Genomic DNA, 12231 nt, shown 5'->3' with positions numbered 1-12231 from the left:
GCCGTCCCCGTGAAAACGGGATAACCCACAAGCCACGTCATTCCTCCGGACGCAGCTTCAACTCCACCATCAGATCGTCGGCCAGGCTTTCCAGGCGCTGCTGCAATTCATCCAGCGACAGCGTCAACGGTAATGCCAGCAAGGCATCGGCGCGGAACAGAGGCTCACTGCTCATCGGCGCCGGATTGACCTCGGTGCTCAAGCGTTCGAGGTTCACGCCCAGCTCGGCCAGCACCTTGGTGATATCCCGCACGATCCCCGGCCGGTCGTTGCCCACAAGCTCCATGGCGATCGGCTTCCAGGTGCACGAGGGTTCGATTCCGCTTTCAGCAATCAACACGCGAATGTCGTGCTTGGCCAGCTTCTGCAGCGCCTCGACCAGCTCATCGTAATTTTCCGCCGGTACAGCCACCCGCAGAATCCCTGCGAACTGGCCCGCCATGCGCGACATGCGACTTTCCAACCAGTTGCCGCTATGGTCGGCGATGCATTTGGCGATACGTTCGACCTGGCCGGCCTTGTCAGGGGCAATCACGGTCAGTACAAGATGGTCCACAGGCCATTCCTCAGCAAAATGCCGCCGCGGGCGGCGAGAATCGGGGGGATCGACTCAGTATAGGCAAGGCGCGGCAACCTGCCGCAGGACAGTCCGACTAACAAATCGTGTACTGTTTCAAGATTTATCTGGAACAATCCACCCGTTTTTTGCGAACATACCCACTCCCAGCGTGACCCTATGCGACCAATTGGTCGCACAACGACGCTTTTAGTCTGATTTTCCCCCGTCTACTGCTTCATGTAGTATGCCGTGGCGCGGACTACAAAATGTGTTGTTTGGATGTCTGCCAAGGCGCCTGTGAAAATACGTACACTGCTTGCCAGGCTATCTGGCAGGCCGCACCCAGCCGCCTTCGGGCATGCACTGGTGCCGTGTTTAGAGAAGCGCTACAGGCTTAATAAAGAAGAGCGAAATAGCTGAGCAGAGGTGAGGCAAGCAATGACTGGATACGTTCAAGTCGGTGGCCTTCAGGTCGCCAAGGCCCTGTACGACTTCGTCAACAACGAAGCCATTCCGGGAACCGGTATCGTCGCCGAGCAATTCTGGGCCGGTGCCGAGAAGATCATCAATGACCTCGCTCCGAAGAACAAAGCCCTGCTCGCCAAGCGTGACGAGCTGCAAGCCAAGATCGACGCCTGGCACCAGGCACGCAAAGGCCAGGCACACGACGCCGTCGCCTACAAAAGCTTCCTCCAGGAAATCGGCTACCTGCTGCCACAAGCCGACGATTTCCAGGCCACCACGCAAAACGTCGATGAAGAAATCGCCCACATGGCCGGCCCACAGCTGGTCGTGCCGGTGATGAACGCTCGCTTCGCCCTGAATGCCGCCAATGCCCGCTGGGGTTCGCTGTACGACGCGCTCTACGGCACCGATGCCATCAGCGAAGAAGGCGGTGCCGAAAAAGGCCAGGGCTACAACAAGGTCCGTGGTGACAAGGTCATCGCCTTCGCCCGCGCCTTCCTCGACGAAGCCGCGCCACTGGCTGCTGGCTCCCACGTCGACTCCACCGGTTACCGCATCGAAGGCGGCAAGCTGGTCGTTTCGCTCAAGGGCGGCAGCAACACCGGCCTGCGTGACGACGCCCAACTGATCGGCTTCCACGGCGACGCCGCGGCCCCGACCGCCGTGCTGCTCAAGCACAACGGCCTGCACTTCGAAATCCAGGTCGACGCCAGCACTCCTGTTGGCAGCACCGACGCCGCAGGCGTGAAAGACATCCTGATGGAGTCGGCACTGACCACCATCATGGACTGCGAGGACTCGGTCGCCGCCGTCGATGCCGACGACAAGGTCATCGTCTACCGCAATTGGCTGGGCCTGATGAAAGGCGACCTGGCTGAAAGCGTGACCAAGGGCGGCAAGACCTTCACGCGCACCATGAACCCGGATCGCGAGTACGCCGCGCCGAACGGTGGCAGCGTTACCCTGCACGGCCGTTCGCTGCTGTTCGTGCGCAATGTTGGTCACCTGATGACCAACCCGGCAATCCTCGATGCCCAAGGCAACGAGATTCCGGAAGGTATCCAGGACGGTCTGTTCACCAACCTGATCGCCCTGCACAACCTCAAGGGCAACACCACCCGCAAGAACACCCGCACCGGCAGCGTCTACATCGTCAAGCCGAAGATGCACGGCCCCGAAGAAGTCGCCTTCGCCGCCGAGATCTTCAGCCGTGTCGAAGACCTGCTGGGTATGCCGCGCAACACCGTCAAGGTCGGCATCATGGATGAGGAGCGCCGTACTACGGTCAACCTCAAGGCCTGCATCAAGGCGGCCGCTGAGCGTGTGGTGTTCATCAACACTGGCTTCCTCGACCGTACCGGCGACGAGATCCACACCTCCATGGAAGCCGGCGCCGTCGTGCGCAAGGGCGCCATGAAGAATGAGAAGTGGATCGGCGCCTACGAGAACAACAACGTCGACGTTGGCCTGGCTACCGGCCTGCAAGGCCGTGCGCAGATCGGCAAGGGCATGTGGGCCATGCCTGACCTGATGGCGGCCATGCTCGAGCAGAAGATCGCTCACCCGCTGGCTGGCGCCAACACCGCCTGGGTGCCTTCGCCGACCGCGGCCACCCTGCATGCGCTGCACTACCACAAGGTGGACGTTCAGGCGCGCCAACGCGAGCTGGCTTCGCGTACGCCGGCTTCGGTCGACGACATCTTGACCATCCCGCTGGCGGCCAACACCCAGTGGTCGGCCGAAGAGATCCGCAACGAGCTGGACAACAATGCCCAGGGCATCCTTGGCTACGTGGTTCGCTGGATCGACCAGGGTGTAGGCTGCTCCAAGGTGCCCGACATCAATGACGTCGGCCTGATGGAAGACCGCGCCACCCTGCGCATCTCGGCCCAGCTGCTGGCCAACTGGCTGCGCCACGGCGTGGTCAGCCAGGAGCAAGTGCTGGAAAGCCTCAAGCGCATGGCCGCAGTGGTGGACAAGCAGAACGCAGGTGACGCCCAGTACCGTCCGATGGCGCCAAACTTCGATGACAACATCGCGTTCCAGGCGGCTGTCGAGCTGGTGGTTGAAGGTGCCAAGCAGCCCAACGGCTACACCGAGCCAGTGCTGCACCGTCGTCGTCGCGAGTTCAAGGCGCGTAACGGTTTGTAAGCAATAAAAGGGTTGCTTTGCAGCCCTTCGCCGGCGAGCCGGCTTCTACAGGGTCCACCGCGAACTTGTAGGAGCCGGCTCGCCGCGATTGCTTTTCACGGATGCATCATCATTCGATCCGCAGTTCTCTTTTCACCAAGTCGAGCAACTTGCCCAAGTCCACCGGCTTGAGCAGGAAATCCACCACCCCAAGGTGCATCACGTCCACTGCCTCTTTCACATCGGTGTCCCCCGAGACCACGATGATCGACAACGCCGCCCGCTCCGACTGTCGGATTTGTCGAATCAACTCCAGACCGTCCTTAGGCTTCATGCGTAAGTCGGTGATCATCAGCGCGATTCTCGGCTCGTAGTGCAGTTTGAACATCGCTTCCTGCGCACCATCGGCTTTCATGCAGTCAATGCCCCGGCTTTTCAGATAAAGGCATAGCGCCTCGCTGTTCACCGGATCGTCGTCCACGACCAGCACCACCGGCTTGGGCGCGACAGGCGCACTCAACACGGCCAGCGCTTCGCGCTCGGCGTCACTCAGGATGTCGTCATGCTCAACCATGATCATCTCGTCAGAAACATCTCGTCCCTTCGCTAGGACAACGCCTTGTGAGGTTGTTCACAAACGCTCCATAGACTTACGTCCAATGGGCACCACACCGCCGTCGGCCGACCATGGAGGCAGAGAACAACAAGGCCGACACTTATATAGATATATATAGTTCGGCGTAGCGATACGGTCAGTTTCATGAGCAAAAAGGACGCCTACAGCCAGGCGGGCAGGACGGCTGTTCTGCAGAACATTCAGGGCACGTTGCAGTTTCTGCAGCGGTTTCCCCCGTTCAACCAGATGGAACATAGCCACCTGGCCTACCTGGTGGAACAATGCCAACTGCGTTTCTATGCAGAGGGGGAGAGCATCCTCAAACCCGCCGATGGCCCCGTTGAGCATTTCTACATCGTCAAGCAGGGCCGCGTAGTGGGCGAGCGCCAGCACCTGGTCAAGCCAGGTGTGGAAACCACCTTCGAGATTACCAGCGGCGAATGCTTCCCCCTGGCAGCCCTGCTGGGCGAGCGGGCCACCCGCACCGAGCACTTGGCCGGTGAGGACACCTTCTGCCTGCAACTGAACAAAGCAGCGTTCATTCGCCTGTTCTCGCTGTCGGACGTATTCCGTGATTTTGCCCTGCGCGGCGTCAGCAGCCTGCTCGATCAGTTCAACCAGCAGGTACGTCAGCGCGCCGTGGAGACGCTGGGCACGCAGTACTCACTGAACACGCCGCTGGGCGAATTGGCCATGCGTCACCCGGTTGTCTGTCCCCCTGACACGCCCCTGCGCGATGCCGTGCGGCAGATGCACGAGCAGCAGGTCGGCAGCATCGTGGTGGTCGACCCGCAACGCTACCCGGTAGGCATTTTCACCCTGCGCGACCTGCGTCAGGTGGTGGCCGCCGCCGATGCCGACCTGGGTGCGCCGATCGATCGGCACATGACGACCAAACCGTTCTATCTCAACCCGCAGTCCTCGGCCTTCGATGCGGCCATCGCCATGACCGAACGGCACATCGCCCATGTCTGCCTGGTGGAAAACCGTCGGCTGTGTGGCGTGGTGTCCGAGCGCGACCTGTTCTCGCTGCAACGGGTCGACCTCGTGCACCTGGCCCGGACCATTCGCCACGCACCGCGTCTTGAAACCTTGGTGTCCCTGCGCGGTGAAATCGGCCAATTGGTCGAGCGCATGCTCGCCCATGGCGCGTCGTCGACGCAGATCACCCAGATCATCACCCTGCTCAACGACCATACAGTCTGCCGAGTCATCGAACTGGCCCTGGCCGAACGCGGCGACCCCGGGGTGCCCTTCAGCTGGCTGTGCTTTGGCAGCGAGGGCCGTCGCGAGCAAACCCTGTACACCGACCAAGACAACGGCATCCTGTTCGAGGCCGCCAACAGCGCCGAGGCCGATGCCATTCGCGCCCGGCTGCTACCGTTGGCGCAATACATCAACCAGTGCCTGGCCCAGTGCGGCTTCACCCTGTGCAAAGGCAACATCATGGCCGGCAATCCCGCGCTGTGCCTGTCGCGCAGCGAGTGGGCGCGCCGCTTCGCCGGCTTCGTTCGTGAAGCCAGTCCGGAAAACCTGCTGGGTTCGAGCATCTACTTCGACCTGCGCGTGGTCTGGGGTGACGAGCAGGGCTGCGAACAGTTGCGTCAGGGCCTTCTCGAACAGGTCGCCGACAACCGTATCTTCCAACGCATGATGGCCGAAAACGCCCTTCGCCAGCGCCCGCCAGTGGGCCGTCTGCGCGAGTTCGTGCTGACTCGCCAAGGAACCGACAAAGCCGCCACCCTCGACCTCAAGGTCCAGGGACTCACGCCCTTCGTCGACGGCGCACGGCTGTTGGCGCTGGCCAATGGTATCGGCGCTTGCAATACCCTCGAGCGTCTGCGCCAGCTGGTCGACAAAGGCATCATCGAACCGCTCGATGGCGCCGCGTTCGAAGAGGCTTACCACTTCATCCAGCAAACCCGCATGCAGCAGCACCAGCGCCAGACTCGCGAAAACCTGCCGCATTCCAACCGTCTCGACCCGGACAGCCTCAACCACCTGGACCGACGCATCCTGCGCGAGTCCCTGCGCCAGGCCCAGCGCCTGCAAAGCAGCCTGGCCTTGCGGTACCAGCTATGAGCCTGTTCACCTGGTTGCGCCCCAACGCGCCCCTGCTGGAGGCCTCGCTGCGCCAGCGCCTGTCGCAGTTGCCCAAGCCTGCGCCGCTGGGCGTCTGTACCCTGCGTGAGCAGCGCTGGGTGGTGCTGGACCTGGAAACCAGCGGCCTGAACACCAACCGCGATCAGGTGTTGTCGATCGGCGCGGTGGCGATCGAGGATGGCGCCATCGACTTTGCCCAACAGTTCGAGCGCACCTTGCGCCGCCCGGAGCACAAGACCAACGCCAGCGTGCTGATCCACGGCCTCGGCCCTAGCGCCCTGGCTGCCGGATGCGACCCGGCCGAAGCATTGCTCGACCTTCTCGAGTTCATTGGCGACAGCCCGGTGCTGGCTTTCCATGCGCCTTTCGATCAACGCATGTTGGCCCGCTCGCTGAAGGAAAGTCTTGGCTATCGCCTGCAGCATCCCTTCATGGACATTGCCGAACTGGCCCCCCTGCTCAACCCCGACACCGTGCTGCGCGAAGCCAGCCTGGACGACTGGTTGGCGTGCTTCGGCCTGCAAGTGGACGAACGTCATCATGCCAGTGCCGATGCCCAGGCGACGGCCGAGCTGGCCCTGATCCTGTTCAGCCAGGCCCGCCGCCAGAAATTGGATAGCCCGTTGCAATTGGAGCAGCGCTTGCGCGTGATGCGTCGGCGCAAGGCTCATCACTACGGTCTTTAGTGAGATAGCCATCGAGCCTGCGCGTGCAACGCACAACACACCCGTAGGCGCGAGCCTCGCTCGCGATGCGCCGCGCAGGCGGCGCCCGACCTCACCGGCACATGACGCCCCCATACTGGCATTCCGATAAGCGTCCATTGCACCCCGCCCCTCGGCTCTGCAACAATCGCGAATAATTATCGTTAGTTAATGCATTCGTTCCGGGGGACGCTGCTTGTCGTCTGTACAGAGCCCACACGCCGAGCTGGTTGGAGCACTCTACCGCGACCATCGCGGCTGGCTGCTCGCCTGGCTGCAACGCAGCATGGCATGCCGCCAGCGTGCCGAAGACCTGAGCCAGGACACCTTCGTGCGTCTGCTGGGCCGCGAGCAACTGGACAGCCCTCGTGAACCCCGCGCCTTCCTGGCCGCCATCGCCAAAGGCCTGATGTTCGACCATTTCCGCCGCGCTGCGCTGGAACAGGCCTACCTGGCAGAGCTTGCGCGCGTGCCGGAGGCCGAGCAGCCCGCACCGGAAGTCCAGTTGCTGATCCTGGAAGACCTCAAGGCCATCGACCGCTTACTTGGCAAACTGTCGAGCAAGGCCCGCGCGGCGTTCCTGCACAATCGCCTGGACGGCATGGGCCACGCCGAGATCGCCGCGCACCTGGGGGTCTCGGTGTCGCGGGTACGGCAGTACATCGCCCAAGGCATGCGCCAGTGCTATGTGGCGCTGTACGGGGAGCCGACGTGAATAACTCACCGGTTTCGGCCCGTGTTCTCGACGCCGCCATCACCTGGAAACTGAGCCTGGACAGCGGCAGCAGCACACCCGATGAACGCAATGACTTCATGCGCTGGCATGCAGCCAGCGAAGAACATGCCCGCGCCTGGCAACAGCTGGGGGCCTTGGACCAACGCGTCAGCGCCGCCGCTGGCCCCGCGCGCCAGGCCCTGGTGCAGTCGCGGGTAGGCCTCAGGCGACGTATCGGCAAGGTCGGCGGCGGCCTGGCCAGCATGTTCCTGCTCGGCTCCCTGCTGGCCTGGGCGACCGCGCCGTCGCTATCGCCACATTACTGGTTGGCCGACCAACGTACCGCCACCGGCGAGCTGCGCACCTTGCGCCTGGAAGATGGCACGCTGCTAAGCCTGAACACACATACCGCTGTGGATATCGACTTCGAAGGCGAGCAGCGCGTGCTGGTACTGCATGAAGGCGAAATTTCCGTTGAAACCGGCCACGCCGACCCTCGCCCACTGCTCGTGCGCACCGAGGATGGCCGCCTGCGCCCACTGGGCACGCGCTTTTTGGTACGCCGCGAAGCCCATGGCACACGCCTGGAGGTGCTGCAATCGTCGGTCGCGGCGATGCCACGCAACAGCGGTGACGAACACGTCCTGGCCGCAGGCCAGCAGGTGCTGATGCATGCCGATGGCCTAGGCCAGGTCGCCCCGGTGCCAGCCGGCGCCGACGCCTGGACCCGTGGCATGCTGGTGGTGGACAACGTGCGCCTGGCCGATCTGCTCGCCGAACTGGGCCACTACCGCCACGGCCACCTGGGGATGGACGACGAGGTCGCCGACCTGCGCGTGACCGGTAGCTTCCCGCTGCACGATACCGACCTGGCCCTGGCCTCGCTGATACCGGCACTGCCGGTGAAGATCGAGCGGCATACACCGTGGTGGGTGACCGTCAAAGCCAAGTAACCCTGCGCTCCCCCTGCAGACGCCGGCTTGCCGGCCATGACCCGTGGCGAGCGAAAACGATTTCTAAATAATTCTCACTTTTTTTCAGACGACCCCTGTCACTTTCCAAATCTCGCTCGGCAAGGAAGCAGTTAGCACTTATTCGTCGAGGAGCCACTGCATGTCCCGTGCTGTTGATCGTTTCCTGCGCCCCAGCGTAATGGCCCTGGCCATCGGCCTGGCCGCCCCGTTGGCCAGCCCAGCCCTGTTCGCTGCCGAACAGTCCACCCTGCGTGCCTATGACCTGCCTAGCGCACCGTTGGCCACCACCCTCAACCTGATCGCCAGCCAGTCGGGCATTGCCCTGGCCATCGACCCGGCCTTGGTCAGTGGCCGCAATTCGGCTCCCGTCAGTGGCCAGTACGATGGCCTTGGCGCCCTGCAGGCGGCCCTGCGGGGTACTGGCCTGCAACTGCAGCAGAGCAGCGTCGGCAGCTACAGCCTGGTGGCCACGCCGGACGGCACCCTGGCGCTGCCGGAAACCGCCATCAATGCCAACGCCGCCTATGAAAGCGCGTGGGGCCCGGTCGATGGCTACACCGCCACCCGCACCGCAGCCGGTACCAAGACCGACACAGCCATCGCCGAACTGCCGCGTTCAGTCACGGTGATCACCCGTCAGCAGATGGAAGACCGCCCGGTGCTCAACCTTAACGACGCCCTGCGCTACACCGCCGGTGTGCAAAGCAGCGGCTATGGCTCGGATTCGCGCAGCGACTGGCTGCTGGTGCGCGGCTTCGTGCCTACCCAGTTCCTCGATGGCCTGCCCTTGCCCAAGGGCAACTACGCCACCCCCAAGATCGAACCTTGGAACCTTGAGCGTATCGCCGTACTGCGCGGTCCGGCTTCGTCGGTTTACGGCCAGACGCCACCCGGTGGCCTGCTGGACATGACCACCCGTCGCCCACAGTTCGAGAGCAGCCACGAAGTAGAGCTTCAAGCGGGTAGCAACGAACACAAGCAGATCAACTTCGACAGCACCGGCAAGATCGACGACGAAAGCCAGTTCCTTTATCGCGTCAGCGGCACCGTTCGCGACAGCAACTCGCCGGTCGATCACATTCCAGACAAGCGCTACAACATCGCCCCCAGCCTGACCTGGAACATCAACGACGATACCAAGCTGACTTTCATCACCCAGTACACCCGTGACGACACGGGCATCACCGGCCAGTTCCTGCCCCTGCAAGGCACCAAGCTCGACAGCCCGGCGGGCAAGATCTCGCACCACAAGAACCTGGGTGACCCGGACTGGGAATCCTACGACCGCACCTACTATCACCTGGGCTATGCCTTCGAAACCCGCCTGAACGACACCTGGCAGTTCCGCCAGAACCTGCGCTATGCCCGCAACGAGCTGGACTTCAAGGGCATCACCGCTGGCGGCTCGATCTGGCCAGCCGGCCCGGATGAAGCGGTCAGTGCCGACGGCACGGTGCAACGTACCGCTGGTATCGTCGAGGAAGACATCAGCCAGTTCGCGGTGGACAACAACTTCCAGGCCGACTTCCAGACGGGTGCACTGAGCCACACCGTGTTGCTCGGCCTCGACCACCAGCGTTCCGACAGCAATGCCCGCTGGCGCTGGGGGTCGAACGGCGTACCGCCGAGCAACATCCACAACCCCATCTACGGGCAGGACTTCTCGAACGTCGAGTACTTCGACATGTACGACTACGACCAGAAGACCCAGCAAACCGGCCTGTACATCCAGGACCAGATGGCCCTGGACAACTGGCGCCTGACCCTGGGTGGTCGCCAGGACTGGGTACACACCGGCACGACCTTCCACAACAAAGGCGATGCCACCAACACCCAGCGTGACAAGAAGTTCAGCAGCAACGCAGCCCTGAGCTACGTCTTCGACAACGGCATCACCCCATACTTCTCCTATGCCGAGTCGTTCCAGGCGGCCGCCGGCGCCACGGTCAACGCCACCGATGGCTTCAAGCCAACCGAAGGCAAGCAGTACGAGCTGGGTATCAAGTACCAACCCCCAGGCAGCAAGACCCTGCTCAGCGCAGCGGTGTTCGACCTGACCCAGGAAAACATGTCGGTAACCGAAGGCGGCGTAACCCGACAGGTTGGCGAAGTTCGGGTCAAAGGCCTGGAGCTGGAAGCCACCTCGGATGTCACCCGCAACCTCAAGCTGATTGGCTCCTACACCTACAACGACAGTGAAATCGTCAAAGGCAACGACGGCGAGAAAGGCAAGCGCATGGCCCAGGTTCCACGTAACCAGGCCACGGCCTGGGCTGACTACACCTGGCACGAAGGCCTGCTCGACGGCTTTGGCGTGGGCGTGGGCGTTCGCTATGTGGGCGATACCTACGGCAATACCACCAACACCGACTGGGGCCACGTAGGTTCCTACACCGTCTACGACGCCTCGGTGCACTACGACCTGGGCCGCGTGAACAGCACGCTCAAGGGCGTGACCGTGGCGGTGGATGCCAAGAACCTGTTCAACAAGGACTACCTGTCGACCTGTGACGGTTACTACTGCTACTACGGCGACGAGCGCAACGTGGTGGCAAGCGTCAATTACAAGTTCTGACCGCCCGGGGCCACCGTGCAGCCCCATCGCCCAGTAGGCGCCGGCCTGCCGGCGATTGGGCTGCAGCGCAGACCCAGGGTCCATCAGACCAAAAACCGGAACCCAGATGAAAAGCCAAACCATCCGCCGCTGGTCGGCGATCCACACCTGGAGCAGCCTGGTCTGCACCCTATTCCTGCTGCTGCTCGCGCTCACCGGTTTGCCGCTGATCTTCCACCACGACCTGGAACACCTGCTTGGCGACGCGCCTGAACTGCGCGAAATGCCAGCGGATACCCCGCACCTTGACCTGCAACAACTGGTGCTCAAGGCTGAGCAACACCGTCCCGGCGAAGTCATGCAGTACGTTGGCTACGAAGATGACGAACGCAATGGCGTGGTAGCGATCATGGCCGCCACTGCCGGGACAGAACCCAACGCGTCGCACACCTTCATGCTCGATGCACGCACCGGCGAAGCCGTGGCCATGCCCGCAGCCAATGGCGGCGTGATGATGACCCTGCTGCGCCTGCATGTGGACATGTTCGCCGGGCTTCCCGGCAAGCTGCTGCTGGCTTTCATGGGCGTGCTGTTCGTTGTCGCCATCGTTTCCGGTACCGTGCTCTACGCGCCATTCATGCGTCGCCTGGAATTCGCCACCGTACGCCACGACAAATCACGCCGCCTGCGCTGGCTCGACCTGCACAACCTGATCGGCATCGTCACCCTGGCCTGGGCACTGACGGTGGGCGTCACCGGCGTGATCAGTGCCTTGTCCGACCTGGTAATCGCCGCCTGGCGCAACGACAGCCTGGCCGCCATGGTCGCCCCGTACCGGGATGCTCCACCTCTCACCCAGCGAGCCCCGGCGACGCACCTGCTGACGATCGCCGAACAGGCCGCACCCGGCATGCGCCCGGACTTCATCGCCTTTCCCGGCACCCGCTTCTCCAGCGAACACCACTATGCAGTATTCATGAAAGGCGCGACGCATTTGACCTCGCACCTGCTCACCCCGGTGCTGATCGATGCTCAGACCCTGCAAGTGACTGCCATCGGCGAACGCCCCTGGTACATGGATGCCATGGGCCTGTCCCAACCCCTTCACTTCGGCGACTACGGTGGACGTCCGATGCAACTGCTGTGGGCTGTGCTCGATGTCCTGACCATCATCGTGCTCTGCAGCGGCCTGTACCTGTGGTGGGGCAAGCAACGCAACGGCAAGAAGGAGCGTGCATGAGCCACAAGTCGCAACCGACCCAGCGGATTTTCGCCTGGCCAAGCCTTATCGCCGCGCTGGGCGCAGCCGGGCTGTTCGCGGCGCTGCTCGGGGATGGCGCCTGGGATGCACTGTCCTGGCTGGGACTGGGCATCCCGGCGTGGCTCGGGGTTCGTGCCCTGTGGAGGTAAT

10 protein-coding genes are annotated in these 12231 nt (G+C 62.9%); 8 read left to right on the top strand and 2 right to left on the bottom strand.

From position 1 onward, the window contains the following. Window positions 1-37: 37 nt before the first annotated feature. Window positions 38-556, bottom strand: coding sequence for a glycine cleavage system protein R (locus tag C4Q26_RS13650; RefSeq protein WP_023382722.1), 519 nt, complete (start codon window positions 554-556; stop codon window positions 38-40). Between the two features lie 441 nt (window positions 557-997). Here C4Q26_RS13650 and C4Q26_RS13645 point away from each other — a divergent pair, with 441 nt between their 5' ends. Beyond that, window positions 998-3175, top strand: a complete 2178-nt coding sequence (locus tag C4Q26_RS13645; RefSeq protein ID WP_023382723.1) for a malate synthase G — start codon at window positions 998-1000, stop codon at window positions 3173-3175. Window positions 3176-3284: 109 nt separating this feature from the next. Here C4Q26_RS13645 and C4Q26_RS13640 read toward each other — a convergent pair whose 3' ends face one another. Then, complete coding sequence (locus C4Q26_RS13640) at window positions 3285-3728, bottom strand: response regulator (protein ID WP_027907320.1); 444 nt, start codon at window positions 3726-3728, stop codon at window positions 3285-3287. A gap of 186 nt (window positions 3729-3914) precedes the next feature. On the opposite strand from C4Q26_RS13640, the gene C4Q26_RS13635 reads away from it, so the two are divergent. From C4Q26_RS13635 to C4Q26_RS28100, 7 genes are all read left to right on the top strand, one after another. Next, window positions 3915-5852 (top strand): DUF294 nucleotidyltransferase-like domain-containing protein, encoded by a 1938-nt coding sequence (locus C4Q26_RS13635; protein ID WP_104883178.1) that lies wholly within the window; start codon window positions 3915-3917, stop codon window positions 5850-5852. Next, window positions 5849-6559 carry a PolC-type DNA polymerase III gene (locus tag C4Q26_RS13630; RefSeq protein WP_104883177.1) on the top strand — a complete coding sequence of 237 codons (711 nt, stop codon included), beginning with the start codon at window positions 5849-5851 and terminating at the stop codon, window positions 6557-6559. The genes C4Q26_RS13635 and C4Q26_RS13630 overlap by 4 nt, the downstream gene beginning before the upstream one ends. A gap of 214 nt (window positions 6560-6773) precedes the next feature. After that, entirely contained in the window at window positions 6774-7292 is a 519-nt protein-coding gene (locus tag C4Q26_RS13625; RefSeq protein ID WP_104881116.1) for an RNA polymerase sigma factor, read from the top strand. Continuing rightward, a complete protein-coding gene (locus C4Q26_RS13620; protein WP_104883176.1) occupies window positions 7289-8245 on the top strand; it encodes a FecR domain-containing protein in 957 nt (318 codons plus the stop codon). The genes C4Q26_RS13625 and C4Q26_RS13620 overlap by 4 nt, the downstream gene beginning before the upstream one ends. 160 nt (window positions 8246-8405) lie before the next feature. Continuing rightward, on the top strand, window positions 8406-10841 hold the full coding sequence (locus C4Q26_RS13615) for a TonB-dependent siderophore receptor (protein WP_023382729.1): 2436 nt from the start codon (window positions 8406-8408) through the stop codon (window positions 10839-10841). Window positions 10842-10947: 106 nt separating this feature from the next. Next, window positions 10948-12060 carry a PepSY domain-containing protein gene (locus tag C4Q26_RS13610; protein WP_023382730.1) on the top strand — a complete coding sequence of 371 codons (1113 nt, stop codon included), beginning with the start codon at window positions 10948-10950 and terminating at the stop codon, window positions 12058-12060. Next, window positions 12057-12230, top strand: a complete 174-nt coding sequence (locus C4Q26_RS28100) for a hypothetical protein (protein WP_023382731.1) — start codon at window positions 12057-12059, stop codon at window positions 12228-12230. The genes C4Q26_RS13610 and C4Q26_RS28100 overlap by 4 nt, the downstream gene beginning before the upstream one ends. Window position 12231: the final 1 nt, after the last annotated feature.

This window comes from Pseudomonas sp. SWI44 (assembly GCF_002947915.1).
GTDB lineage: Bacteria > Pseudomonadota > Gammaproteobacteria > Pseudomonadales > Pseudomonadaceae > Aquipseudomonas > Aquipseudomonas taiwanensis.
Note: the sequence above shows the minus strand (reverse complement) of the source record. Positions and strands in the feature narration are given on the sequence as shown.